23 protein-coding genes and 8 pseudogenes are annotated in these 25,655 nt (G+C 55.1%); 7 read left to right on the forward strand and 24 right to left on the reverse strand.

Features of this window, described 5'->3' with window-relative positions; translation table 11 throughout:
• Nucleotides 1-10 precede the first annotated feature (10 nt).
• Together F3I44_RS23145 and F3I44_RS24390 are read right to left on the reverse strand one after the other, a co-directional pair.
• On the reverse strand, nucleotides 11-667 hold the full coding sequence (locus F3I44_RS23145; protein ID WP_150016047.1) for a DUF2913 family protein: 657 nt from the start codon (nucleotides 665-667) through the stop codon (nucleotides 11-13).
• Nucleotides 668-876: 209 nt separating this feature from the next.
• Nucleotides 877-1,215: a GNAT family N-acetyltransferase gene (locus F3I44_RS24390; RefSeq protein ID WP_150016046.1), complete on the reverse strand. Its 339-nt coding sequence runs from the start codon at nucleotides 1,213-1,215 to the stop codon at nucleotides 877-879.
• Nucleotides 1,216-1,347: 132 nt separating this feature from the next.
• On the opposite strand from F3I44_RS24390, the gene tnpA reads away from it, so the two are divergent.
• The 3 genes and pseudogenes from tnpA to F3I44_RS23165 all read left to right on the forward strand — a co-directional run bounded on the left by tnpA (nucleotide 1,348) and on the right by F3I44_RS23165 (nucleotide 3,312).
• A complete protein-coding gene (gene tnpA, locus F3I44_RS23155; protein WP_150016045.1) occupies nucleotides 1,348-1,962 on the forward strand; it encodes an IS66-like element accessory protein TnpA in 615 nt (204 codons plus the stop codon).
• Nucleotides 1,959-2,195: pseudogene (tnpB, locus tag F3I44_RS23160) on the forward strand (IS66 family insertion sequence element accessory protein TnpB); the annotation flags it as partial. The gene tnpA and the pseudogene tnpB, both read left to right, overlap by 4 nt.
• Nucleotides 2,196-2,460: 265 nt before the next feature.
• On the forward strand, nucleotides 2,461-3,312 hold the full coding sequence (locus F3I44_RS23165; RefSeq protein WP_150016043.1) for a hypothetical protein: 852 nt from the start codon (nucleotides 2,461-2,463) through the stop codon (nucleotides 3,310-3,312).
• A 524-nt stretch (nucleotides 3,313-3,836) separates the two neighbouring features.
• Here the strand turns inward: F3I44_RS23165 and F3I44_RS23170 are convergent.
• Nucleotides 3,837-4,106 (reverse strand): annotated as a pseudogene (locus F3I44_RS23170) (Tn3 family transposase); the annotation flags it as partial.
• The gene (locus F3I44_RS23175) at nucleotides 4,099-4,362 is read right to left on the reverse strand and encodes a DUF4158 domain-containing protein (protein ID WP_150016042.1); all 264 of its coding nucleotides are present in this window, start codon (nucleotides 4,360-4,362) and stop codon (nucleotides 4,099-4,101) included. The pseudogene F3I44_RS23170 and the gene F3I44_RS23175, both read right to left, overlap by 8 nt.
• Nucleotides 4,363-4,523: 161 nt before the next feature.
• On the opposite strand from F3I44_RS23175, the gene F3I44_RS23180 reads away from it, so the two are divergent.
• Nucleotides 4,524-4,811 carry a recombinase family protein gene (locus F3I44_RS23180; RefSeq protein WP_223811739.1) on the forward strand — a complete coding sequence of 96 codons (288 nt, stop codon included), beginning with the start codon at nucleotides 4,524-4,526 and terminating at the stop codon, nucleotides 4,809-4,811.
• A 25-nt stretch (nucleotides 4,812-4,836) separates the two neighbouring features.
• Here F3I44_RS23180 and F3I44_RS23185 read toward each other — a convergent pair whose 3' ends face one another.
• The 4 genes from F3I44_RS23185 to traI form a co-directional block, all read right to left on the reverse strand.
• A complete protein-coding gene (locus F3I44_RS23185) occupies nucleotides 4,837-5,097 on the reverse strand; it encodes a replication regulatory protein RepA (protein ID WP_150016041.1) in 261 nt (86 codons plus the stop codon).
• Between the two features lie 251 nt (nucleotides 5,098-5,348).
• The gene (locus F3I44_RS23190; RefSeq protein ID WP_223811740.1) at nucleotides 5,349-6,020 is read right to left on the reverse strand and encodes a fertility inhibition protein FinO; all 672 of its coding nucleotides are present in this window, start codon (nucleotides 6,018-6,020) and stop codon (nucleotides 5,349-5,351) included.
• A gap of 66 nt (nucleotides 6,021-6,086) precedes the next feature.
• A complete protein-coding gene (gene traX, locus F3I44_RS23195) occupies nucleotides 6,087-6,824 on the reverse strand; it encodes a type-F conjugative transfer system pilin acetylase TraX (RefSeq protein WP_150019653.1) in 738 nt (245 codons plus the stop codon).
• Nucleotide 6,825: 1 nt separating this feature from the next.
• Nucleotides 6,826-12,054, reverse strand: coding sequence for a conjugative transfer relaxase/helicase TraI (traI, locus tag F3I44_RS23200; protein WP_150019654.1), 5,229 nt, complete (start codon nucleotides 12,052-12,054; stop codon nucleotides 6,826-6,828).
• A gap of 117 nt (nucleotides 12,055-12,171) precedes the next feature.
• Between traI and vapB the strand changes: the two genes are divergently transcribed.
• The gene (gene vapB / locus F3I44_RS23205; RefSeq protein WP_150015785.1) at nucleotides 12,172-12,399 is read left to right on the forward strand and encodes a toxin-antitoxin system antitoxin VapB; all 228 of its coding nucleotides are present in this window, start codon (nucleotides 12,172-12,174) and stop codon (nucleotides 12,397-12,399) included.
• Nucleotides 12,399-12,797, forward strand: coding sequence for a tRNA(fMet)-specific endonuclease VapC (vapC, locus tag F3I44_RS23210; protein ID WP_150015786.1), 399 nt, complete (start codon nucleotides 12,399-12,401; stop codon nucleotides 12,795-12,797). The genes vapB and vapC overlap by 1 nt, the downstream gene beginning before the upstream one ends.
• Before the next feature lie 8 nt (nucleotides 12,798-12,805).
• Here vapC and F3I44_RS24395 read toward each other — a convergent pair.
• The 16 genes and pseudogenes from F3I44_RS24395 to F3I44_RS24075 all read right to left on the reverse strand — a co-directional run.
• Nucleotides 12,806-13,771: pseudogene (locus F3I44_RS24395) on the reverse strand (type IV secretion system DNA-binding domain-containing protein); the annotation flags it as partial.
• Nucleotides 13,772-13,780: 9 nt separating this feature from the next.
• Nucleotides 13,781-14,467: pseudogene (gene traF / locus F3I44_RS24400) on the reverse strand (type-F conjugative transfer system pilin assembly protein TraF); the annotation flags it as partial.
• 30 nt (nucleotides 14,468-14,497) lie between these two features.
• Nucleotides 14,498-14,686 (reverse strand): conjugal transfer protein TrbE, encoded by a 189-nt coding sequence (gene trbE / locus F3I44_RS23220; protein WP_150015794.1) that lies wholly within the window; start codon nucleotides 14,684-14,686, stop codon nucleotides 14,498-14,500.
• Nucleotides 14,687-14,717: 31 nt separating this feature from the next.
• Nucleotides 14,718-16,562, reverse strand: coding sequence for a type-F conjugative transfer system mating-pair stabilization protein TraN (gene traN / locus F3I44_RS23225; RefSeq protein WP_150015795.1), 1,845 nt, complete (start codon nucleotides 16,560-16,562; stop codon nucleotides 14,718-14,720).
• Nucleotides 16,559-16,843, reverse strand: a pseudogene (trbC, locus tag F3I44_RS23230) (type-F conjugative transfer system pilin assembly protein TrbC); the annotation flags it as partial. The pseudogene trbC and the gene traN, both read right to left, overlap by 4 nt.
• A gap of 139 nt (nucleotides 16,844-16,982) precedes the next feature.
• Nucleotides 16,983-17,204 carry a hypothetical protein gene (locus F3I44_RS23235; RefSeq protein WP_150015798.1) on the reverse strand — a complete coding sequence of 74 codons (222 nt, stop codon included), beginning with the start codon at nucleotides 17,202-17,204 and terminating at the stop codon, nucleotides 16,983-16,985.
• On the reverse strand, nucleotides 17,204-17,881 hold the full coding sequence (locus tag F3I44_RS23240; RefSeq protein ID WP_150015799.1) for a DNA methylase: 678 nt from the start codon (nucleotides 17,879-17,881) through the stop codon (nucleotides 17,204-17,206). Before F3I44_RS23240 ends, F3I44_RS23235 begins: the two co-directional genes overlap by 1 nt.
• A gap of 348 nt (nucleotides 17,882-18,229) precedes the next feature.
• Nucleotides 18,230-18,553, reverse strand: coding sequence for a hypothetical protein (locus tag F3I44_RS23830; protein ID WP_190285993.1), 324 nt, complete (start codon nucleotides 18,551-18,553; stop codon nucleotides 18,230-18,232).
• Nucleotides 18,550-18,987, reverse strand: a complete 438-nt coding sequence (locus tag F3I44_RS23250) for a hypothetical protein (protein ID WP_150015805.1) — start codon at nucleotides 18,985-18,987, stop codon at nucleotides 18,550-18,552. Before F3I44_RS23250 ends, F3I44_RS23830 begins: the two co-directional genes overlap by 4 nt.
• A gap of 2 nt (nucleotides 18,988-18,989) precedes the next feature.
• Entirely contained in the window at nucleotides 18,990-20,018 is a 1,029-nt protein-coding gene (locus tag F3I44_RS23255) for a ParB/RepB/Spo0J family partition protein (RefSeq protein WP_150015801.1), read from the reverse strand.
• A complete protein-coding gene (locus tag F3I44_RS23260; protein WP_150019656.1) occupies nucleotides 20,018-20,884 on the reverse strand; it encodes a ParA family protein in 867 nt (288 codons plus the stop codon). The genes F3I44_RS23255 and F3I44_RS23260 overlap by 1 nt, the downstream gene beginning before the upstream one ends.
• Before the next feature lie 383 nt (nucleotides 20,885-21,267).
• The gene (gene dqlB, locus F3I44_RS24190) at nucleotides 21,268-21,363 is read right to left on the reverse strand and encodes a DinQ-like type I toxin DqlB (RefSeq protein WP_282440866.1); all 96 of its coding nucleotides are present in this window, start codon (nucleotides 21,361-21,363) and stop codon (nucleotides 21,268-21,270) included.
• A gap of 517 nt (nucleotides 21,364-21,880) precedes the next feature.
• On the reverse strand, nucleotides 21,881-22,576 hold the full coding sequence (locus tag F3I44_RS23265) for a DUF2971 domain-containing protein (RefSeq protein WP_370452885.1): 696 nt from the start codon (nucleotides 22,574-22,576) through the stop codon (nucleotides 21,881-21,883).
• Nucleotides 22,564-22,690: pseudogene (locus tag F3I44_RS24405) on the reverse strand (hypothetical protein); the annotation flags it as partial. The gene F3I44_RS23265 and the pseudogene F3I44_RS24405, both read right to left, overlap by 13 nt.
• A gap of 2,126 nt (nucleotides 22,691-24,816) precedes the next feature.
• Nucleotides 24,817-25,215, reverse strand: a complete 399-nt coding sequence (locus F3I44_RS23285) for a DUF2913 family protein (RefSeq protein WP_368668637.1) — start codon at nucleotides 25,213-25,215, stop codon at nucleotides 24,817-24,819.
• Between the two features lie 45 nt (nucleotides 25,216-25,260).
• Nucleotides 25,261-25,326: pseudogene (locus F3I44_RS24075) on the reverse strand (hypothetical protein); the annotation flags it as partial.
• Nucleotides 25,327-25,530: 204 nt separating this feature from the next.
• On the opposite strand from F3I44_RS24075, the pseudogene F3I44_RS24410 reads away from it, so the two are divergent.
• Nucleotides 25,531-25,626, forward strand: a pseudogene (locus F3I44_RS24410) (hypothetical protein); the annotation flags it as partial.
• Nucleotides 25,627-25,655 lie beyond the last annotated feature (29 nt).

Raw genomic sequence — 25,655 nt, forward strand, 5'->3', positions numbered from 1 at the left:
TCCACTGTAGTCAGTAAACGCCGTTATTCCGGTCAGCTGAAGACAGCAGCTGCTGTGCTGATTTTACCTGTGCTTGTGTTAATTCAGATTTTTCTGCCGTCAGCACATAAAGGCCGGACGGCCTTTCGCTGGCCATCTGCCATCCACAGCGGTTAAACAGCGTTTCCAGCCCCTTCACGCGCCCGGTCAGGCGCGCCATTAACGGGCTGACCTGCCAGCCGTCGTCGTCAAACGCCGCGTCCAGGCTGGTCCGGGACACGTAAATGCCGTTGACATCAGGATTCAGGGCAGCGGCATGGCGTCCCGACCACTCCCGGTCGCTGAGCAACCGGTAAGCCCAATGCATGTCCTTCGCGGTCTCCAGGGCATACGTCAGCCGGAAAAGGTCGTTCTGCTCCAAAAGCGAGCCGGTGCAGGAGCGCCAGAGGTAGTCCAGCTTGTTGGCAAGCTTTGCTCCGGCCCCGTACCGGCGTCCTTGCTTAAGCAACCATTCAATGTCGGGGGCAACTTCGCGTGGAAAGCGGTGCTGCTTCATGGCGGTGGCAAGCCAGCGGGTCAGAAAGAGGTTTTCCTGTGCCGGTGACCGCACATCACCGTTCTGTCTGGCCAGCGCAAGCGCCACCAGGGCGCACCATGCCAGATGGCCCGATTTTTCTGTCCGCGTCACTGCCCGCCCTTTTCCTTATTTATTTATCCCGCAAAATTTTGGCGGGTTTCCGCTTACGGTCATGCTGACGTATTTTAACCTGAACGACAACAGAGTCGCATCCGGAACCGTCTGCATCCATTTATCGCATGGCCACTCGTTTTGCACGTACTGTTCCGTACACGCTGTCAATGTAATCTGTCAGTAGCATTGTGTTGATTGTCGGTAGTTTATTCTGGCTCCAGGCAAAGAAACTCAGAACCTCTCTCAGACGTTCCCATAACTTCAAAGCCCCGTCGTTTAAGCATTCCTGACATCAGAACTGATCCCGGATAACACTTTGCCGTTACGATATGTGATCGATATTCGTCAAGGGCAATGGACAGCAGCCGGGTGCCACAACCTTTACCGCGCATTGATTTTGTGATGTTGATTGTTCGGATTTCGGTACATGGTCTGCCGGCCAAATCCTGCACAGCACATAACCATAAGAAACCAACTTTCCTGTCATCGGATTTGCGGAACAGCATGAGAATGGAATGGCCGGTGTACTGGCCAGAATCATTCATCCGGATGAACTGCCGGATCTGTTTTTCAAAAATCTTGTTACTTTTTGGGTAAGCGTCACACAGAGACCGTCTGTGCAGAAGACTCCTGTTCCGGGAAAATAGTGTCCATCATTTTTTAATGGACACTATCGCGTGAAACACCGGACATGGCTCCTTGAGGCCCTTCACCTCCATTTTGATGAAAAACTGTCGCGCATTGAGGCGGGACGCCGGTTAGGTATCCCCAAGACCACCGTCTGCGATCTCTTCGTACGCTTTCGCAAATCCGGGCTACCGTGGCCCCTGCCGGTCAGCGTCAATGCCGGAAGTCTGGAAAAACGCCTTTATCTGCCGACATCATGTAAAGGCGCCGTTCTGCCTGCTGCCCCGGAACCGGCGCCCCGCAGGCGGTCACGTCGTCCCAATTTTCCCCGCGAATTCAAAATTGCCCTGGTGGAGCAATCGATGCACCCCGGCGTCAGCGTGGCACGGCTGGCCCGTGAGAATAATATTAATGACAACCTGCTGTTCAACTGGCGGCGTCTTTATCAGCAGAGACTGCTCGCTGCACGAACGGATGCGCCAGCCATACTGCCCGTCACGCTGACTGCCGGCACCGGCAGCCAGGCCCTGCCGTCCGGCGTTCCGTCCGGGGAGTCATCCTGCTGCGAACTGGTTCTGCCCGCCGGTACGCTGCGTATCGGTGGAGCACTGACGCCTGAACTGCTGCAGATGCTCATCCGGGAGATGCAGGGGAGTTCGCAGTGATATCACTCGTTGCGGGTTCCCGCATCTGGCTGGTTGCCGGCGTGACGGACATGCGCAACGGCTTTACCGGCTTGGCGTCCAGGGTACAGAACACGCTGCAGGATGACCCGTTCAGCGGGCATCTGTTCATCTTCCCCGGGCGTCGCGGCGACATGATCAAGGTGCTGTGGGCAGACCGGGACGGCCTGTGCCTGTTCACCAAACACCTGGAGCGCGGTCACTTCGTCTGGCCAACTTGCATTCTTTGAATTAAAGAGGAAATAATTCAGCTTTTATGGTTTTGTGGAGTGCGCAAAAATGTTACAATGTTTAATCCTTGTGGTGGAGGATGGAAATATAGACACGCCATCGTTTACATATCTCTATGCGACTCCTTAAGGAGTGCATTAAAAAACATGCTCATGGTTACCCTGATGAACGACACACGGTTAAGAGATAAAATCGAGCATGTCAGTTCCGTACTAATGTTGTAACACTATAACAACGCATGGTTTCAGTATGTCTAAATTATTTTACCTTATTATTTTTTTTCTGTGCCCTGCATTGTATGCAGAGGAAGACGTACCGAAAACAGACATAAAGATTAGCGCTGAACAATATTCTGCCATGTTGGGGCGCATTGATTTTGCATGGTCTGATGATGTCACTATGTCCCTGCCGGCCTATTTGCTCAAGGGAGCATCACAGGTCAGTCTGGGAGTTCAGTGGGCAGATACCTGTTCTCCCGTCAATGGTTCAACAGGGTTAAACATTAAGGTTAAGGGTTTCAGGAATAAGGATGAACAGGCTGACAGTCTGGAATTAAGCAATGCGTCGCTTTTTTTTACGACAAAATTATGGCTGAGTGTCTCTCAAAGTGGCCAGTCAATGTCGACGAAGCAACAATACGAATGCGATGTAAAGGGGACTGAATACTGGCCAGTAAGTATCAATAACGCTACAGTCAGTAAATTAATATTAACCTTTGAAATTGCTAGACCTACCTGTAGCATTTCAACACTTAAGGCTGTTAAGCTGCCACCTGTGTCCAAACTCAGTCCGAGTTCATCAGCTGAGCTTCCGATTTCTGTAGACTGCAGTGATTTTACCTCGTCCCCTACTGTCTTTTTAACGCTCAATGGTGGACAGGCCAGCGATGATGGCAGTCTGTATGACGATAGCAATATTACCATTGAAGCGATCAGCGATAAAACCGGACTGCGCTGGAAAGCTGACGGAATCGAAAAATATCCTGTTGGGCGAGTAGATACAGTCACAAAGATCACCCCGTTGGTCAGATCATCTATTAAAGAAGGAGCTAACGCTGGTTCGTATAAAGCCACAGCGACGATAACACTTGGCGTGGAATAATATTTCAGGTGGCTGAATGACCAAACCGTAGTTAACGACGGTTCATATCTCTCCCAGCACTCCACAAGAAGGGTGTTGCTGTCATCGAGCCTCACTGACGCGCCCGGCATGGGAAAATACCCTGTCAGTGCACGGTTCCTGCCTGCGTTAACTCCGGAAAGTTCACTCGCGATTACGTCGCCACTACGCGCCATATGCTGCTGCGTTGTCATCCGCTATGGCTGCCGGACGCGACAGAGAATCACTGCTTAGTTCCTCATCACTGCCACAAAGAAAACTCTGCACTTTTTCCAGTGTTCAGGTTGGCGGCGGGTCCTGGGGGCAGGGAATTCGATAAGACGCTTTTAACCCTTGCAGTTCTTCTGCCATATAGGGAAAAGCATATTTTTTCACTTCGGGTTGAGCCTACAGGCCGCCTCAGTAAGAAATCGGGCACTGTTATTGAGGATAACCGCTTCAAATAACGCCACCTTGGAAGGGAAATACTTATAGGGGTTTGACGGTCAATCGTGTAAAAAACCACGCTAAGGCAATAATCCATTGTTTAAATTGAAATTTAATGGTCTCAACTCTCCCCTCAGAATATCCTCCGGCAGCATGAACGTATAATGCCCCAGCATATTGATGTGCCCGTGCATCAGCGGTGACAGGCGGGCAATATGTTCATCCTCTGGCGTTTCCCCCATAATCCTGAGATGTGAAAGCGCTTCCTGCATGTAAAGCGTGTTCCACAGCACTACCGCATTCGTAACCAGGCCCAGCGCACCAAGCTGATCTTCCTGTCCCTCACGGTAACCCTAACTGGGCAGCCACATAGCGCCGTACGCCAGCAGGGGTCTGCATGAGATCATTCAGAAACGAGCCCAGAAAACGGGCGGTGGTGAGCTGAAGAGCAATGCCAAACCGGTTATGCCTGCCCCGGCGCTGATAAACGAAATCCAGGTCGCGCTCATCAAGATGAAAATACTTTGCCAGCTGAACTTCCTTTGGCTCGGCGACATAGCAGCCATAATTCTGAATCTGGTCATCGATCAGAAAATCACTGGTCATTCGCGCATTTCTTTGATATCCGTTCTTCGTATCCTATTTTTGGCAGTATCAGATATTATGATATCTGATACCCGTCAAAACCAGAGTGGAAACAGGTATCACAAATCGCATTTTATACATTATGATACACTCATGTATCATAATCGATTTGTGAGACTGAAATGGCGTTACTGGGCTATGCCAGGGTATCAACCAGTCACCAGAAGCTGACGCTCCAGGTGGCTGAGCTGAAAAATGCCGGTGTGCGGGAGGACCGAATTTTTACCGACATGATGATCGGGGCTACAGACGAACGAGAAGGGTTACAGCGGCTGCTTGGCCGGGCTGAAAAAAATGACATCATCATCTGCACCAAAATGGACCGGCTCGGCCGCAACACCGCTGACATGATCCATATCGTGGATGCCTGCTATAACCAGCCAAAATCCTTCAGACGATCAGTAATCTAGCATTGAACATCAAAAAGTAAAGCCTTTACTTCAGCAGCCCCTGTTCACTAAGTTCCCGCTCGATGAGTTTTTCAATGAACTGGGCCTGAGTTATCCCTTCCTGATCACACAGCGCAATCATGCGATCTTTAAGAGGGTTACGGATAAAGACTTTCACTTCTTTGTGTGTAATCCGCTTTCGAGCTACAGCCGCTAACTGCTTCTCAGAAGCAGTTAGCGGATTACCTTTTCGGTAAGAACGCTTTTCTTTCGATGAGGAAGTTACTGCATTTTCGACTTGCGACATCTCTGCCTCCTCAAGGATCAAACAAGGATCGTTTCGCGGAGGATACTACAGATTCGTGAAATCAGCGACTTAACTTTACGCGAAAGTGTGAGCCATGTTGGCGCATGACTCACCTGAATAGATGTAGATTGCGAATCAAATGACGATGCTTATTAGTATGAAGAATGCCAGTCAGTTCCCCCGTCCCAGCGCGACTGCATGAATGAAAGGGTTTTATTCATGTTCATTCTGTATTTTTCTCTTCTCTGCAGTTATCTGTTCATATCGTGCACGGGCGGGGTGGCTTCCCTCGCCGCCCTGCGCTGTCGTTTAGCATGCTCCTGAGCCCTGCGCGCCACCGCATATGCCGCCTCCTCCGCACTCACCGGTGCGACTGGTTCACCGGCAAGGTTTTTACGCCACGCGCCCACCGTCATGGCGCCCAGATACGCATCCGAGCGGGTGACGGCGGCAAGGCAGCGTTTCAGCGTCTTCACGGAGATATCCAGCCCGCGCTGACGAATATCATTTACCATCGTTTCCCGGATGCTGACCGCCAGGAGCTGCGGCTGGCCGTCCGTAACGAGGGCTGGCCAGCAACGTTCCAGGAGCGCGATCGCGTCCGTAAGCGGCATGACCTTCCGGTAAACCGGTTCCGGGGCTGGTCTGCGCATGGCCTCCCGCTCCTGCGCCTGTCGCTCTGCCCACAACCGGGCTTTCTCTGCTTTTCGGGCGGCCTTCTCATCTGCCTGTGCCTTTTTCGCGCTCTCATCCACCGCCTGCTTCCTGACCTTCCAGGCAGGAGTCGTGTTCACCACCACGGTCTTTTTACGCGTGACCAGGCCCGGTCCCGCACTGTCCGGTTCACTGTTGTTTACGGCACGCTGACCTTCTGGCTCCGTCTTATGGCGCAGCGTCAGCGTGGGGCGCCCCTGCACTTTCATCCTGCCTCCGGATAAATCTGTTTCACGTGTATTCTCCTGACTGACCCTATTCTGACACGGCAGATATCACATCACCATCAGTCCGATGACGGCCAGGTGCACCGCGTAGAACAGCGGGAAAAATTCGCGCGGCCAGAACCTCGGCACGCGGCAACAGGTCCGGCTCAGCACCGTCAGGGTAACGCCGGGTATCACCAGACCCGCGATGGCAAAGGCAGCGCTGTCCGCAGCATTCAGCGCGAGTGTCGCCAGCGCCAGACACAGCGCCAGTCCCGTGCGCGTGGTGCGCCGGCCCGCCATACAGACGCCGCAGGCCAGCATCAGCATGACTACCCCCGCCAGCCCGTAGCTTCCCGCCGAAAACGGCAGCCAGGCCAGAACCAGCATTAGGGAGAGCGGCCACGCACGCGGCCCGTGCCGCTGCATCAGCGCCAGCGCCTGTCCGCTGACCGCAAAGGCAAACAGGATATTGCCCAGGTCCGGGCGAAGCCCGGCCAGTATCCAGCCGCCCTGCGCCACCCCGGCCCATATCCAGAGCCGGTTCAGGGTGCGCTGCTGAATCTGCGGATGGCGGGCGAGGTTCATGGCCCAGACCAGGCCAAAGAGCGGAAACGCTCCCCGACCGGCTAGACGTAGCCAGTCATTATCCAGTCCGCACAGCATGCTGATGTGGTCGGCCACCATCAGGAGCAGCGCCACGGTTTTGATAAGGTCAGTCTGGCCCGGCGTCCACACAAGCAGACGCTGCAGCCAGCAGTCGGCCACCACCACAAGAGGGAACAGCGGATGGTTTTCAGTGCGCATATCAGTCGCCTCCCAGGGTCTTTTCACGCTCAAGGTCGCGCACCGTTTCGCGCTCCATCTGCTGCAGGCGGTCCCGCTGCACGTTCTCGCGCACCACCTGAGACACCGCCTCATCCCGGCGGCGTTCTTCCGGCGCATCCGGCAGCGTGAGGGGAGATGCCGGCGTTTCTTTTATCCGATCCATATCCCGCACCACATCCCGGACGGCGACGTCAGCCCCTCCGGCCGGCCTGTCGCCGCTGCGGGCCATCTCGCGGACCGCCTCTTCAGCACGCTTATCCAGCTCCCGCTGCACCTCAGCCTCCCGGGCCTGCTGCGCCAGCAGCTCCGGCGGAACCGTCTCTCCGGGCTGCGTACCGGTGCCGTCGGCCCAGACCCGACCGCCGGTAATAGCGCCAGGGTTCCACGGTCGCGCCTCGCCTTCGAGCCGCACCACCACGCCGCTCTGCGGATTCTCCCGCGCGAGCCGCACGCCCTCTTCCATATCCCGCGCCAGCAGCGACTCGCCGTTACGGCTGACCTGCAGACCCGCAAACGCCGCATCCCCGCTGCCCATCACCCGACCTTCACCGCCCAGCCCCTTAAGCTGCCCGTCTCCGGACGTCAGGGCGCTCAGCCAGACGCCCGCCTGCCTGCCGTTGCGGTCAAAAGCGGGCAGCGCCACGTGCGGCTGCGGGTATTTACGCCCCGGCGAAATAAATTTCGCCATCGAGCCCTCGGGCTGCAGCCCGGCCTGGCGCAGCGCAGCGCGACCGGCAGGCACCTCACCCAGCGCTTTTGCCGTCGCCGTCAGGCGGGCGGCATTCGCGACAGTACGGTCGCCGCGCGGCTCGAGAATGTCATGCGCCGTACTTTTCGCCTGCGATTTTTCCATCGCGGCCACCCACTTATCCCGGTTGTCGGTATAGACCTGCGCGTGCTGCTTCATGCGGCTCAGCGCCACGTAGGCTGACTCGAAGCTCACCATCCGCTTACGTCCGCCGTCCGTGCCCTGCAGGGAGATGGAGAAGGGTTCGCTTGCACCCTGTGAGCCTTCAACGGTGACGGCATAGGCCAGGTCAATGTGCTGTTCTGCCTGCTCCGCTGACGGCGTGAGCGTACGCGTCTGTTTTCCATCCGACAGCGTGACGCTGTCACCTTTTATCTCACTGACCGACCAGACGCTGTTGGCCACGAAGCCCCGCTCGTTGTCGCTTTTCGAAAAGCGCATCCGGTCGCCCTCCGATACGGTGATGGTGTCCTGACGGTAGAGCGTGACGCCCTCTGTCGCCGCCTGCGCGGGCGACAGGCTACGGGTGTTGCCCTGCGTATCCTTCAGCGTCACCAGGTGCGCACCCCCGTCCAGCGACTCAATGTTGTAATAGGTGCTGTCCAGCAGGACCAAGCTGTCGCGGGACGCCTCCCACGTTGCCATGCGCCTCAGCTCCCCGTCGCGGATATTGGCAGGCGTAAGGACCGGCAGCGTGACCTCTTTTTCACCCACCTCACCGGCATCCTGACGGGCGTCATGAATCATGGCGTTCACCTGGCGGCGGTCGGCGTTCAGGGCGGTGATAACGATGGTCTGTGCCTGCGCCTCCGGCATGCGCCCCGTGTAGTCCTTCACGATGGCCTCCAGCAACGTCGCGGGCTGCCCGCCGGGCATCATGTCGCCGGCCGCCACGGCTTTCGCGATGGCCTCCTCCCGTTCGCGGCTAAACTCCATGACGGAGCTGTCCGGCTGCCAGGCATCCGCCCTGCGCGGCACCTGTGCCGGCACCACGCACTCAATGGTCGTCAGGGCGCTGCCGATATCGCGGTTAATCAGGCTGTAGACGGCAGGTTTAAGCTCCGGCGTCTGGCGAACAATCTCCTGCATCACCGCCACGTCAATGGCGCTGCGCTTCTGCAGCAGGCGGAAGGGCTGGCCCGGGGCAATGGACTGCAGCTGGTCGGTATCCCCGCTGGAGACCGCGCGTCCCCCACCCCCGGCAATCAGGCTGTACGCCTTCGCCATGTCGGCGTTACCGACCATCGAGCTTTCATCCACGAGAAACAGGACGTTGCTGAAGTCCGGTCGTTCGCCGCCGCGCAGCTGCTGCTGCGTGTCGTGAATAAAGGCCGTCAGCGTCTGCGTTTCGGGTACGCCCGCATCTCGCATCTCGCTCACCGCCCGGTGGGTGGGGGCCACGCCGATAACCCGCGGCCGCTCCCGTTCCGGCAGCGTGCCGATGGCCGACATGACCGCCCGGAACTGAGTGGTCTTACCCACGCCCGCGTAGCCCTGCACCAGGGTAAAGCGGTCGGGGGATTCAGGTATCATGCGCGTGGCGTTCCGCTGCCCGTCGGTCAGGCCCGCCAGCTGCGCGTCCGGAACCCTATCCATCAGCGGGGTGACGGCCTCCTTTCCCTCAAGGACGTGGCGGATAATGCTTTTTTCAGCGTTGTACGACTGGCGTGAGACCAGCAGCTGCAGGCCGTTTCCCGGCGATACCGGCACCGATAGCAGGGCGCCGCTGCGCACCTGCCGGTCCGCCTCCTTTTCGATGGCCTGCAGGCTGAGGCTGTCCTGCTCAAATTCTTTCGCGGCGGCCATCAGCTGCGGCTTCGTGAACGCCAGGCCGTTCCCCTCCAGCACCGGAATGGCCAGATGGATAGCCTGCTGCTCCGGCGTGTGCAGCCCGGCTTTCTGGTGCGCCAGGGCATCATCGAGCCTGTCATGCCCCGCCGCATCCTTAATCTGTTCAGACACCACGCTCCAGGCAGACTGACGCGACAGCTTCTCCGTCGTTTTCTGCGCCGTCTGCGCGGAATAGAGCTGCACCGCCCGGCCGCTGAGCGCCAGTCTGTTCAGCGTGGTGTTATCCAGCTCGCGCTGCGACAGCGAGGCAAAGACCGTGGCGCTGTCGCTCACCGAGCGGCCCGGCGACTCCACCCAGCCCTGACCCACCTTCGCGGCAGTAAACGGACTGTCACCAGCGGGCAGGACCACGTCCGCCTTACGCCCCGGCAGGCTGACGACGAGCCCCGCCTCCCCGAGCGTCTTAACGGTCACCGTATCGCCTCCCTTGAGCCGCGTCCCCTGCGCCTGACCCAGCACTGCCAGACGGTCGCCTTCGGCCACCTGCAGCGTGCCGGTGCGGTACAGCGACCAGCTGCTGTTGAGTTCAGACAGGCGAGTCACCCGCGTCTCACCCTGTGCGTTGCGCAGCGTCAGGCTGTTGTTGCGGCCCGTCACGCGGTCAATGACAAAGCGTTCCCGGCTGCGTGCTTCGGCATTCCAGCGCTCCATGACCATCCCCTCCCGGTAGTGGTCGCGCACCTGCTGATGGCGGCTGTCGAGCCAGACCGGCTCCAGCGTAGTGATAGTGACCTCCCGCTCGCCCAGCACCTTTTCCGCCTTAAGCGCCTCGCGGACAGCGCCTGCCAGCACAGCCTGCTCGCGCGGGCCGGAGACCTGCGCCACGCTGTGTTCACCTGCGCGGACGCTTCGGGCAAAGTCAGCGGCCAGGCGGTCATACCGCTGCCGCCGGTCAGGCTCGCTGATAACCGAGACCTGCGTCTTCTCACCGCCCTGCCACGCGAGCGTGCTCACTCCCGCCTCCTTCATGACGGTGAGGGCGCTGCCGGTCCCGGTGCGCTGGCCGCTGTCGGCAATCAGCAGCTGGACGTTATGGCGCAGCGCGCCGTCGAGCAGCGTGAGCGTTTCTTTCAGGGTCAGCTTCTCCCCCTGGTCCACAATCAGCGTGCTGCCGGGCGTAAAGGCCATGCCCTCCGTCAGCCCCCGCCTGTCGGTGATATGCTCGCCACTGAGGCGCTCATCCTGCATAAGGGCGCTGCGCGAGCGCCTGTCGGCGGCGATAATCTGCACGTCACGCCCCTGTTCGCGCGCCATCATCGTCAGCTCCGCCACGCGCTCACGCTGGCCGGCCGCCCCGCCCTGACCCGAAATGATGGCCACCGGCGGACGGTCCTGGGCCAGAACGCTCACGGCATCGCTGTATGACCGGCTGCGGGGCACTCCCTTCTCCGGAAAAATGTCGGCCTGCCCCGTCCGCTGTAAATCGCGGGTCATCGCCGACACCGACAGCTCATCCAGCACGTGGATGTTCGAGGTAAACAGCCCCTTCTCTTTATCCAGCGGGATGAGCTGCTCATTTTTTATCGCCGCATCGATGCCGTCACGCGCCATCTCCACCATGCCCGACCGCGCGGGCAGCTGTCCGAGGGTGGTGGCCAGCAGTTCGGAATACGTGAACCGCGCCCGCCGGTCGCTCAGCATCGCAATGGACTGTCCGACGCTGCTGTTAATATCAATGGCTTCAGGCGCCGTGACGGGAATATTCCCCTGCACAACCCGCAGGTCTGCCGCCTCGCGGTAGGCTTTAATGTCAAACCCCGTCTCTTTCAGGGTCTGCATCCACTCGGCCATGCGTTGTTCGGGGTCAACCTTCTGCTTCGACTGGCGGGTGTCGAGCGCCGCCACGTCGCGGGATTTCAGGGACGCGTCATCCCCGACCGCCTCGCTGATGGTCCTGCTGCGGCTGGAATACGGCTCCGTCGGTACGCCCTTCAGCTCCCACATGCCGTGTTTGCCGACCGTCTCAGTCTCATAGCCCATCGCCGCGACGTCATCCTTCAGCGCGGCACGATACAGGCGGCCAAAGGCAATCTGGTTCGCGTAGATATTCTCTATAAACCCGGTTTTGCCCACCCTGTCGCTGCTGAGTGTTCGCCACTCATCGCCATGCTGAGTGGCATTGGCCACCACGGCGTGGGTATGCAGCTGCGGCTCCTGGTCGCGGCTCGTATCGTGGTTAAACAACGCCATCACCAGGTTGCCGGTCAGCTGCGTCTCGCTCCTGCCCTCCGTCATAACCCGCGTGGAGGCCATCGCCTCTATCTGCTTAATGGCCGTATCCACGGCGCGATTGTGGGCCTCAATAAGACGCTTGTCGCCACCGAGCATCGCCATCACGGAGACACTTTTGGGCGCAGAGAAGGTGAAGTCGTAGCCCGGACGGTGCTTGTTCGCCCCGTCATGAGTCCGGCTGAGGTCGCTCCCGTCCGGCAGGCGTCCCTCCAGAACCTTTGTAAAGACCTTCTGGTCCACTCCGCCGCAGAGCCCCAGCGCTTCAGCCCCTTTTCCGGCCCAGCGCTCGCCCATACTGCCGATAACGTAGTAGTTGTCCTTATCGGTGTAATAATTGCCCGCGCTGCCGGCGGATTTTACCGACCCGATGCTCATCATCAGATGTATCCTCCCTGGTGCTTACCCTCCCTAACGGAACGTATATTCCATTGACATATACAAAACCACCAACCATAATGGATATACACCGCGTATATCCCAAAAAAGGAGAGAGTCATGCATACAACGCTTTTTTTGAGTAACCGGACCCAGGCCGTCAGGTTGCCTAAATCGATATCCTTTCCGGAAGGCGTGAAACACGTTGAAGTCATTGCCGTTGGCAGAAGCCGGCTCATTACACCGGCCGGAGAGTCCTGGGACAGCTGGTTTGACGGTGAAGGTGTCAGCGCTGACTTTATGAACGTCAGGGAACAACCCAAAGAGCAGGAACGGGAAGGATTCTGATGCTGAAATTCATGCTCGATACAAATATCTGTATTTTCACCATTAAAAATAAGCCAGAACACGTCAGGGAACGCTTCAACCTCAACACGTCCAGAATGTGTATCAGCTCCATCACCCTGATGGAGCTGATCTATGGTGCGGAAAAAAGCCAGGTGCCGGAACGTAATCTTGCAGTGGTGGAGGGTTTTGCCTCCCGCCTGGAGGTCCTGGACTATGACGCGCAGGCAGCGATACATAGCGGGCAAATCCGGGCTGAACTTGCCCGCAAGGGAACGCCTGTCGGACCTTACGACCAGATGATTGCCGGACATGCCCGTAGCCGCGGACTGATAGTTGTCACAAATAACCTTCGCGAGTTTGAACGTATTCCGGGTATCCGAACAGAAGACTGGTGCTAGTACCTGCATCAAATGTACCCTCCCGGCTCCAGATCCTTTTCAGGCGCCCGGTGAACGTTGATGTTCACTTCTTCACGACGCTGCCTATCCTGAGGAAACAGTTCGTCCTGCTCCGCCTGCCACGCCTCCCATGCCGCCATATCCACCACTTCACCGCTTTCACTGATGCCGGGCGGCAGCTGCTCAGCCTCTTCCGCTTTTGTCTTCAGCTCAGGCTCCACGCCGCCGACGCCTGCTACACCCGCTACGGATGCCGCGTCTGCAGCGCGGGGCGCGGGCGTCAGTTGCTGTGGCTGCTGTGGCTGGCCGTCATTCTCTGCACTGACCTCCGGCGCGATAACGTCGGCATCCGGTTCAAAGAGCATGGCGATGCTGCGGGATTCATGCTCACGTGCAGCCAGCGCGGCATTCAGACGTTCTTCCGCTTTCCCGTCGATGGTGCGCGGAATGAATTCCGGTGCCACCTTTGGACGCTGCTGATACTTCAGCGCCATCTTCACGGCAGGATAAGGTCCGGGAAGCGTGACGTAGCAGGAGAGATCCGGCAACGTCTGGACGTCGGAGTAACTCACCAGAGTGACGCGCTCCATGTCCTTGCCGACCGAGGTACCGTCGCGTACCGGGTCCACACCGTAGGAATACTGCTCGGATGCCTTGAGGATTTCTTTCTCACCAATTTCACCGGCGGCGAACTCGGCGATATTGCGCGACGGCGAGCGGAAAAAGGCACGGGTGTTCAGCACGTCGAACAGCGTTTCCGCCGGTTTCTGCCCGTAAATATCTTCCAGCTGGGCGTAGGACTGGATGCCAATGACGTAGCAGCCGCCAAACTTACGCGCCTCCGGCAGGATCTCAACCAGGTCCGGCAGCTTGTGCAGGGTCGGCAGCTCATCGGCAAAGATCCACACGCGGCGGTTACGATTTTCCCCCATCGCCAGCAGCCCGCGAATGGCGATGGACAGCCACATGGAGACATCCTGGCTGATAAAGCCATACGAGACGGGTTTGACCGTCCCGCTTTTAGGGTCGGCCAGCATCAGCGCCGGGAAGTAACGAATACCCAGCCGGCTGGCCTGTCCACCGTCCATTCGGGTATCCGGCAGGAGTGGATTCACGATACCGTCCACGGAGACCGGAATGACGCTGAGGTGATACGTTTCGCGGAAGTTTTTAATGACCTGAACCAGCTGGCCGTCGATCGGGTCCTGTCCGCGGTAAAAGAACATCACGCCATAGTGCTGAGCCAGCGTTTCAATGGCGCGGCGCTGGTCGGCAAAGTCCGCCGCCAGCTGGTTGCGCACGGTACCGTTGTAGTGGCTGTGCTGCAGGTTGTAGTCCAGCTCGGGGTGCTCGAGCATCGCCTTTTTAGCACTCATCGAGAACAGCCCGGCCTGCTGCGTCCAGTAGTTCTGCAGGCGGAAGTAGCGGGTAAAGTTCTCCACGCCCGGATACAGAATGGCCTCGTACATGGCGCGCTTCGTGGCCTGCTGAAGCGTGGCAAGCTTCTCCATGATGTCCGGCGAGGCCTGCTGAGGCTGTGCTGAAGAGGATTTGTCGTCCTCCGGCGTTCTGTGCGATTCGTTGTACCACTGCCAGCCGGCATCTTTTCCTGTGGCGGAAAAAACGCTGCCAAGAAGCAGCAGCGCTAACGCTGTCTTTCTCTTTTTCACTGGAACCTTCCTTATCCCGAAGCAGGTCGGTTATCGTTTGAAAAGCGGGTTTAACAGCCACGCCAGCAGAACTCCCGCCACGAAAAGCACAATCATCAGCGCCATAAAGAACACATCGATGCGCGATGTTTCATCAACGATATTCCCGCACCAGTAAAGCACCGGTGAGGCGACAATCAGGCTGATGATAAGGCGTCCAGTAAATCCTTTAATTTTCATGATGGAGTGTCCTGAGTGGGTGATGAGTGGCTTACTGTTTGTTCTTCAGCTGTGCGGCGATTTCCTCGCGGACGCGCTTCGTCAGGGTGTCGTTATCCGGGATTTTCTTGTTCTTTTGCAGATCGTCGAAAAAGTTTGAGAAGTCGAGCGCTTCAAAATTAATTTGCTGCAGCTCAGTCTGGGTGATGCCGCGACAGTCCGGGCTGCTGGCCTTGCCAAAGCCGACGTGAAGCTGACCGTTACGTCCCTGCTGCTGCACAATCTGGGCAAGCTTTGAGTCAAACTGACAGTAGCTGCGCTTCTTCTCGAGACAGACGCCGAGCACTTTTTTTGAACAGAACTCACCGATACTGACCGTGAGCTTATTCTCTTTGGCCTTGCCCAGCGCTTTCTCCTCGCTGCTGCACCTGGCAAGCCCGACGTCCTGGCCCCAGCCGCCGTCTTTACAGCAGTTGCTGAAGCCTGCCGCAAACTTCTTGCAGAACTTCGCGCTGCCGGTAAAGGCGCGCACGTTAACGCTGTTAATGGCGGCCACGTCCTTGCCCGCAGCGGCCAGCGCGGCGAGTGCCGAAACGACAGGTGCAAAATCGTTATTTTTACCGTTCTGCGCCCGCGCACAGTCACCATCAAGACAGAAGGTGTCGCCGCCGCATATCATCACCTGACCGGAAGTACGTGTTTCACAGGAGTACGTCGCGTATTCATGCAGGCAGCCGCTGCCGTCTTCTGCCGTGAAGGCGCAGGTGCGTGAGGCAAGCGTACAGGCCGGATTGTTCATGTAGGTTTTGCAGGTGCCATTGTCAGCAGCCTGGGTCATATATGTGTCTTTGTACTTCCAGCATGCCTGGGTAACCTGGTAGGGCTTGCCCTCAACCACGACAGTCTTAGTACTGCCCGGATCAATACACTCTGTTTTCTTGAGCGTACCTTCGCTTTTGCTAAACGGACAGGATTCACCCCATTCCACTCTGGGTATCCAGACCCGGCTTTTAACCTGCATGATCAGAGTCAGAGTAAAACGCGTTTTTCCGCTGGCCATATCGTTATAAATAATATTGTCGACCGTCCCCGTACAACTGCCGTTTCCGCTGCAGCTACTACCCTGTACGGTTTGACCTTTAGTCAGAGTCAACCCCGTTGCTCCTGTGAGGCCAATAGTGGCATTCCAGCCAAGATTGAATATGGTATTCATAAAATTAGCGCGGGAATTCCAGAGATAATTTTGTGTGGTGACATTCAGGCTGGCACTGTTCACCATACCCGCCTCAGGAGAGGTAAAACTGAAGACGATTTGCTTGCCGGATCGACTAAAATTAAATGAAGTGATGGTGTAGGTTTTAGTCTCAGTGGTTTCCTTCCAGTCACCTGTGATACTGGCTGTCCTGGTACAGGCCTGCTCAACCAGCAGGTCGCGCTCGCAGGTATAGTTGGTGAACTCGCTGCGGCTGATGTTCTGCGCTTCGCACTGCGTCTGCCCCGTTTTGCCGATGAGGGTATCGGCGCGGGACTGGACATCCTGGCTGGCCTTAATAAACGGCGCGTCGGGTGAAATGGGCTCCTTCGGGTTGTTAACAAACGAGTCGGTGACGGCCTTTGTGGCCTCATTAGTAGTCCAGCCAGTGGTACCGTCCGCTTTCAGCGCACCATCACCGGTCGCCGTCACGCCGCCATAGTACTTCTTCTCACCGGGTGAGGCGGTATAGTTGGGAATAGACGCTGAGGGGTTAAAGTTTTTCAGGCTGCTCTCACCCTGCCCCTGTACCTGACGGGCAAAATCAGCCCCCGCCCTGTACTGCGCGTCAGCATCAGCAAATGCATTCACGCCCGCCATCGTGGTGGCGATAGCCACCACCGGCATCAGTATTGCTCTTCTCATCTGGCCTCTCCTTTATTAAGCAACTGGTGCGCTTCATCCCTGCACTCGCCCTTCTCCACCACCTTTTCCAGCGCCTGCTTCAGATGAATATTGCCGCGAATCACGTCGTGGCCCGCCTCGCAGTACACCACCAGGGACGGCACGCTGGCGATCCCGTACTCGCGAAAGCGGGTCGGATCGATGGCAACGCCGCTGGCTGAGCCGTCCTGAACAAGCGCCATCACGGCGGTTGCCGTCGTTTTCATGTCGTTGTTGACCATGCCCCGCAGGGTGGCGGGGATTACCGGCTCCGTTTACGACAGCGCCGGTTCCCGCCAGGGAAGTCGCCCACAGGCAGACACAACTGGAAGAAAAACCGAAAGAACAGCTATATCAGCCAGTACGCCACCGGTAACCGGGCGGAACACCGCCCGGTCGCAATCAGTCGTGAAAACAGTCGCTGAACGCCAGTACACGCATGTAAACGGCGAGATACTGCTCGTTGAGATTGCGGAGGAAATCAGCGGCCAGCGCATCAACCAGCGCGGGGCATCCGTCGTGATACTTTACTTCCAGCGTCCGGATATGCAGGCGCAGGTCGCTCATGGTGTTGGATAGCACTGCCAGGTCGTCACGCAGTTGTTCATGTCCCTGATAATTCATTACGCGGCCTCCGGCAGGTCGTCGTTAGCGGCCGGGTACTGCATGGCGCGCAGGACGGCGGCCAGACGCTGCTGCCCGGCCCGGTGGTACTGTTCCCGCAGTTCGATACCGATGTAGCGACGGTCAGCCTGAAGCGCAGCCACGCCCGTGGAGCCACTGCCGGCAAAGGGGTCCATGACTATCGCGCCGGGATGTGTGAAGGACTCAATGAGTGGTTGCAGGCTGGTTACGGGCTTTTCGGTCGGGTGGTGCCGGTTGCCGCTGTATTTCCAGCTCAGGACGTCCGGTAATGGATTCTGAGGCAGTGCCGGACGGCCTTTCGCCAGGATATAGGCGCATTCGTGGCGGTAGTCCACATAGGCAGATTTAGAGGTGTAGGTTTTGGCGAACACCAGGTGGCCGACAACTCTGAATCCCGCATTTTTCCAGGCGGCCATAAAGCGATCAACGCGGTTCCAGCCGTAGAAACTTACCATGAGCGCGTCTTTTTTCAGTACACGGTACATCTCATGGCAGGAGGGTTGCAGCCATTCATCGGTGCGGTCGCCGGCAATCGTGTGCCCGGAACGGTCGCGAAAACCTACCAGATATGGCGGGTCGGTCAGAATGAAATCGACAGCATTATCCGGAAAGCCGGACATTATCCGGACGCAGTCACCCAAAATAAATCGGGACATGGTATTTCTCCTTTCTCAAATGCGGCACCCTATGCGCCGTGCCGATACGAAAGCCGGGCGCAAAGCGGAGAATGCAAGGGCGGTGCCGCAGGCCGCAGCGCAGTGAAAAAGCAGACGCTGGCTGGACGGTTTGACGGCGAAAATTGAGACGGAAAACGACGGGAAGACAGCGGGTAATGCCTTTGATATTAACTGCGACCGGGTGAGGACACCGGCAGAGCGAACCCTTGCATTCGAAGCGGCCCGGCTATAGTAGCGGCACGGTGGTCACATGATGGGAGGAACCTGAAATACAGCCTATGTTCCGGACTGAAGAATACATGGATTTCGCATGCGAAATCTTTTGATTTAATCACGTCGATGCAGCTGTATAAGAGCCTCAGAAGGACGATAGTGCTGCTTTGCCCATCGCCCGTAATTATTTACGGACTCATACTGACGTTCTGTAGCACCATCACGGTAATAATGTATATGGATAATTCCATGAAACTGCAGGTAACTGGCTACAGTGGTTACGTTATTACGAACGAAGCGCGTGTGGCTCTGGAAGGTATCAAGATCAACTCCATCCTGTCCGTCATCAAGCGCATCAAGAATAAAAGCGATTAATGCCGAAGCGATAGAACGTCTGCCAGAGCCCGCGATACAAGCATCAAGTTCTTGAAAGGTCATGTGGATTTCCTGTTGTAACGGTAGCTGGCATCCTCTTCAATTGCTGCTACGAACCATCCGGTAGCAGTTTGCCTGTCTATGCTATCAGGCAAGGAAGCGACTAACTGCTCAAGCGGAAGTGTACGATTAGCTCTGAATATCAGCGCCGACATACCACACCAGTCCTGGTTACTTTCGGGTTTCCAGCCGATGCTGAGCATCAATGTTAACGCTGTCTGAGCTGCCCAAAACGGAGTTTCAGCCGGGTTAGAGGCCCATGAAAGTAACGCCGTGCCGGGTACGGGCCTGCTTCTTGTAACGTATCCTAAATTAATAGCCGCTTCTGTTAATGCGGCAGCTGCTTCGGATTGCGTTCCGGGATAACGAAGCGCCCAGAAGCGAACAATTTGGCCACGGAATGCCGTGGCCATTTCGGTGAACGGGGTTGATTTCATCACTAAGCTCGCATCCCTTTGACGCATAGTTCAGAAGCCTCAACTGAAATCTCACCAATTTCCATTTTCACCCACACATACCCATCTTTGTCTGGCGCACGGTCAGTCATTATTACCCCTTGCTGACCGTCTATCTCGACAACAACCTGCCAGGTTTTTACATCTGAATTGCTGCCCAAAAGCCTGGTTGGTTTTTTGTTCTGAGCCTTAGATTTCGCATGCGAAATCTCACCTTTGCTTTTGTTCTTCACTCCATCAAGAACCGCTTTAACCTGCGCGCGTGAAATACCAGACACCCGCGCAGCTGCGACAAGTTTCTCGGCCTCTTCAGGAGACTTTTCATTTACCTGTATCAGTGTGTATGCCAAATCGACATCGGATGTGACTTTATCCCGGAGAAGGGCGGTAACATTTTCCGGTGCATCAATGAGACGAAGGTGTTTACTGACAAATGAGGTAGGCTTACCCATTGTTTTGGCGATCTGCTCACCCGTCATATTGAACTGATGCTTGAGCTCATAGAACGATTTTGCGGTCGCTAATGGTTTCAAACCAGACTGCTGCAGGTTTTCAATGAGCTGGCCGATGATGCGTTCTTTTCTTTCCCGTGGTGGTTTACCAACATAAATATCAATATGGGTATCACCACGTTTACGAGCAGTACGAACACGCGTTTCGCCTAACCATATCTGGTAGCCACGTCTGTCGCGAGGATAACAGCGAGGCGGGGTAAGCATCCCTATAGTTTCGAAGGTATCAGACATACCATCGATGATGTCTTCCTCGAAGTCATCTTCAGGTCGCACTTGTTCTTCAGCATAAACCAGATCTATATCTACGCGGATTATCTGTCCATCAGGTTCGATATCCGGGCGGGCAATATCCGCCATAATCTGGTGCGCAGCTTTATCATGGCTCTGCTCATCTGGCTGTTTATTTGCAATGACCTGTTCAATATCAGAAACAACGGCAGCATTTTTTTTCATTTCCTGCTGCGCCTGGAGTCGCTTCATAAAAGGTTTCTTGGCCATTACTTGCCTCCTGCGAGCAGGATAATTTTTTGAGTAAGTTCCTTATACTGAATTGCAGGAAGACACTTAGGGTCATATTCATCAAAGGAGAGACCAAGTTCAATCGCTTCTTTTGCAGCAGCAGGTACAAATGATATATAGGCGAGAATGTATTCTTCGGAATAGCCTTTACCTTGAAGAATCTCGATGAGGAGATTTAGATTCAGTGTATCAATAGGCCCCAGATATCCTTCTTTAAGCGGTTTTTTATAATTTTTCACCTGCGTCTGAGTTACATAAGTCCCCATGAATTGCAACGAAGGATTATAGTTCCGCTTAATTTTCTGCATATAAGTAAGTTGTTTACCAACTGCATTACGGGCCTGCTTCTCCAGCAGGGTAGGAATAAGAAGGTAATCAGCTGACATATGCGCTGCGATCATAACATTTGAATATGATGGCGCTGAATCAGCAATAATAAAATCAAACTGTTTCTTCAGTTCTTCAATACGATCCCTGAAGTCGAACATGCAGTCGCTGTTGCGGTAGTTAATTTCATTAAGCTCACTGGTTGCACCGATAAAGAAACGCCCGCCAGGAAGTTCAATCGGTCGAATCTCTGTTTCTGGAAAGAAAAGCTGATATGTATTCGCCTCGCCGGGGGTAAAACTGTTACTTAAAGGTTCTCGTTCTATCTCATAAGGTAAGTCATCGGGGAAAGCTCTCTCCGTCAGACCAGTTGTCCAGTCCATATCAATTTCAAGCACACGAAAGCCAGCACTACGAAGGTCATGTGCAATTTCACTGGATGACTGCGATTTAACGATTCCGCCCTTCTGGCTGCATACAACGATGAGTTTTCCGATGGGTCCAATTTTCAGGGTCATGGATCTGTCCTTAAGATTTCGCATGCGAAATGTTTGAGAAGGGGCGGCACGACTTGAGAGAGCATTTCAGTAATCTAATGAGATGATTGCAGTATTTCATACACACTCCTATGAGTCAGGCGTTTCGCCAGATGCAGAAGCAGCTATCTGCCTCTGCGTTGATTGTCGTGCTTTCGGGACGACACAAGTAGTATACAGAAAAACCATTGGGTATCAATAATGATACGCAATAGATTTCGCATGCGAAACCACATATTGAGTATTTCTGGTGATCATATTTGATTTTGCGCCGCAATGGGTTGGACATTCAGGTAATTCTGCCCATAAATATTAAAGGGCGAAGAGTGGTTAACCCTTCGCCCTTAGTTACGTTTCCGGTCTTATCAGTCGATAAGTTCGCGGATCAGTTCCAGAACTGCAATCAGCGCATTCGCACACGCGACTACAGCCCGCAGAACGATGATTAACAGGTTAATCATCCGTTTCTCCATAAAATGGAGCGAGAGAGACTCCGCTTACTCTTATATTGCCTGTCACGAAGCATATCTCATTGTTAGATGATGATGTTCTCACTCCGGCCAGAGCACCAGTTAACAGCACCACCTGTACTACTGATCAGGGCTTTAAAATCGTTCATGCGCGATTCCGGAGCAAAAATATCACAGCGCTAACTCGATGATTATACAGCGTGTATCTTTGACTTCTACCCCATACTTGAGAAATTACCCCAAAGGTAATATTATTGAAGCGTTAGATGATGATGTTCTCAACCGGTCAGGGTTCCTGCTCAGGCCGAAGTAAAAAAACCGACCTCACCAGTCGGTTTTTTTACGCCCATATTGTGCTGGCAAATGGTGTGCTCCAGCTGCGCGGCCAGCGGCAATGTTGCTGGCATAACCCGGCATCGATGCGCCAGTGCGGTCGCAGAACTGCTGGCAAATACTCTCTGATACGTAATCCCCGCGTCAGCCTGGACGTTCAGGTGTTTCTGCGCAACTACCCGCGATATGGAGTCTGTGATAATTCCACTTCAGTATTCCTGTATCTGTACTGATCCAGTAGCATTCTGATTCCGTTCTGCATGAACTCGGAATTAGAACTAGGACCGATGATTACTTTTTCTATCGGCATTCTCCCCCGGTACTTATCTCCCTGATGGGCTTTAATTTCAATATAGGGTATCAGCCCATTTTTCCCGACGCGGAAATTAATTTCATGGACACCCTTTATGGGATACAGAACAAACCTGAACTCTTTTTCTTCCATGAACCGGTCATTTTTAAAGAAGGGTGTTACCGTACTGGCAAATTTTGCAGCATGAAGAGGTTCCAAAAGCATCCGGTATTCTTCATTCTCCACCTGCTTCAGACTATTAAAGAAGTTAATTATTTGTTCTTTAGCCTGTATGGTTTCTCCCTTCTCACAATATATCACCCTGTTCGAAACATACTCGCAATCATCGAAATTAAGAGACTGTAGCAGATCGTCGCTCTCAAACTGGAGGCACACTCCTTGCGAACTGGCATAACCTCTCCACTGGCTCAGCAATTCAGGCTCAAGGCAAAAGGAAATGTTATAAGCATTCTTTGACTGTCTCAGATCATACTTATTCATTGACTCGACAATGTAATTTACGTAATCCCGCGGAAGGCTGTCTGTGATAAATGGGATTGCCTTTCGGATACATTCCATGCCGTGAAGCAATTCCTGACTGTCATTAAGAAAATAAAGATTAGTCGCCCACAGTGAGCCATTTTCGATAATGCCTTTCAGTCCATTGAGATCAGTATAATGGTACAGTTTCATGCTGAGTATCCGCTCTGCTCAATAACAATGTTCTGGCCGGGATTATACCGTGTTCAGCCTTTACCGTGCTGGCATTTCGTCCGCAGCAGCTGCGCGGCCAGCGGCAATGCTGCTGGCATAACCCGGCATCGATGCGCCGGTGCGGTCGCAGAACTGCTGGAAAATACTCTCTGATACGTAATCCCCGCGTCAGCCTAGACGCTCAGGTAATTCTGCCCAGAATAAAACGCAGCTAACAAATTTCTAGCAGGTGAAGCACTTATGGGATAACGTTTCGTGGCGCCTTGTAAGCTCCATGTAATCATCTCCATCTGGCCTGAAATCGGTGAGCATATATTTCTACATCATCATTCGTGAACTGGATAAAAAATCTACGTAGCGCTCAGTTTTAACGTCGAAATCTTTACGTCGCTGAATTAAGGCTTCTTTCCTTAACTCGTGCCGCTGTGATAATTTGAGCGTCAGATACCTACCTAATATTGTTAGCGCTGATCCAAGCCCAATTTCAACGGCGTTATCAGCTACATTTACCCACTCAGTCGCCATTTGCTACCCCATTCTTCCTGTGGCGATCATGGTCGCTAGTATAAATCCGCATGCACTTGGACATACAGGTCATTCTGTCCAGTAGATAGGCAGTTACCCTCCAGATAGGGTATACCACCATGATTCAGTCTCTAGGTACAATTATGAGTTCGTCTGCTGCCGTAACCGTTCTCACCGGTGTAACCGTTTTTGTTGTTGGTCAGCTCATCGCAAAAAGATTCATTGAGCCTTATATATCATTCCGGGAATAATTAGGGAGGATTACAGCGCTTTTATTACGTGAACAAGCAACGATAACAAATTTTAGAGCCAATCATGAAACCATCCACGATTTGAAAGACGCTGCGTCTCAGTTAATGGCGAAGTATTCGGCCTTGCCTAGCAGCCTCAAAAGAGACTATGTGGTTATAAAGTTTGTACCATCAAAATCTGAAGTCCTTGGGGCAGCGCAAAATCTGAATGAGATCACCTCAATACTTGCTGGCAACAGCAAGGAAAATACCTACGTTCTCATAAAGGAGATTGGACTCAAGCTCAATATACCAACTACCTATTCTCATTAATCCTTCGCCACATTGGACACTCAGGTAATCCTATCTAGACCGATCGAAGCATCCCCCTATAGCTTTCAGCCTTGCACTAAGAATGTGCAAAAAGTGCTTTTCCACCTGGACATTCAGGCACTATCGGAAAAAGTGTCCAGGAAATAGTTCTGGTGATCGTATTTAAATTTGTTGACCCAAAGTGCAAACCGTGAGTCTGTTCAGAATTCGTTTCTGAACAGGCGAGGGGTTGGACAAGCCCGCCGGGCGCGTCAGGTTGTAACAATTGGGTATACCCGTCTTCCGGCGGAACTCCCGGATTTCCTGGCAGGTCACGCAGGTCACCGCCGACGGCACTCGCGCCCGCCGGTATCACCTCCCCCGCAGACCTCGCACGTCTTCCGTCCCGGTCCCGCCAGCCGGCTGCGCATGTGGTGGATTTCCAGCTCTTCCGTCAGGGCTATCACCTTCATCGCCTTTTCCACAACGTCTGCCATTTCCCTTTCCCTCCTCATGGCCGACCTCACGCCCCACGGCCAGCTCCGCCGTCAGGTTTACCTGCTGTGCGCTGGCCGCCAGCAGCCGCTCCCGGTTTTCATGCCTCATGTTGATGCCCCCCGTAAAAAGGGCGCCGCTGCGCCCAACCCGACATGGGCGCATCTTCCTGCGCGGCAGGAGCAAGAAGGACACGGGCACGGGCACGGCGCGCGAGTTCGTGCCGTTCGCGGAGGTGAACTGGATTTATCAGACCGGTGAGACCGGGGTGCGCATGAACGGGGCAGAGAACCACCTCACGGGCGTACGTAACCTCGGGCGAGGAGGCCAGGATTGAGGGGCAGCCGACGAAGAACCTGACCCTGGACGTGTCGGTGGTGCAGCAGACGGCCGGAAAGGGCTACAGCGACACCGCGGGCGTACTGGGGGTGGTGTCAGCTTCTGACGGCCTGACTCAGCACTTATTGTTATGCATGACAGTGACATAGGGCGCAGTCGCGTGGCAACACATAGGCAGTGCGGCATGGTCTCCCGCCTGCGGTCCTACCTGTTCATGGTGCAATCAATAATACCATCGGAACCGTGAAGCGGTGACGCTCGCCCTGTAAGGGCGCTACTGTCCCAGCCCTGGTCTTTCAGGGTTTTGGAGGCGCAGGTGAGTCGGAACAGGTCGGACTGAGCGGCCAGGTTGCCGCTGCAGGGGCGAAAGAGGGAGTCAAGATGCTGGCGCAGTTTGCCGGCCGGGCCGTGTTTGCGACCATGTTCGAGTAACCACTGGAGGTCAATTGCGACGCTCCCGGGGAAGCGTTTTTGCTTTTGGGCGGCGGCCAGCCAGCGGATCAGGAACAGGTTTTCGGCACAGGGCGCGCCAGCCCCAGCGCTGCCAGGGCGCAGAACGCCAGATGGCTGAGCGCTGAGGTGGTGTTTTCCGGGGAAACGGATGAGTTTTTTTCAGTCCATGGCTGCCCTGTCCCTCGACGCAACGGATTAGTGGCGGATCTGCGCCAGGTCGTCTTCAGACAGACCTGTCATTTTCATGACGGTATTGCGGTCGGTAAGTAATCCATAGATGCAAATGTCAGATTGCGATGCGCCTGTTAGGGCGCGGCTGGTAACAGAGCCTTACAGGTGCATTTGAAAAACCTCCGGCTATGCCGGAGGATACTTATTCCGTTACCCCAGTTTCAGCCCTACAACCAGTGCATTCAGGTCCATGATTTCATTGCTACTATGAAAGGTGTAATGCCCGTTCAATAAATTGCCCGCACCATGCTGCAGAACGGCATGGACCGTAATACCGTCATGAAAATGACCGGCCTGACCGAAGACGACCTGGCCCACATCCGCCACTGACTTATTCAGCGGCCCCGGCAGCCGCCCAG

Source organism: Pantoea sp. F_5, assembly GCF_008631595.1.
Taxonomy (GTDB): domain Bacteria; phylum Pseudomonadota; class Gammaproteobacteria; order Enterobacterales; family Enterobacteriaceae; genus Pantoea; species Pantoea gossypiicola.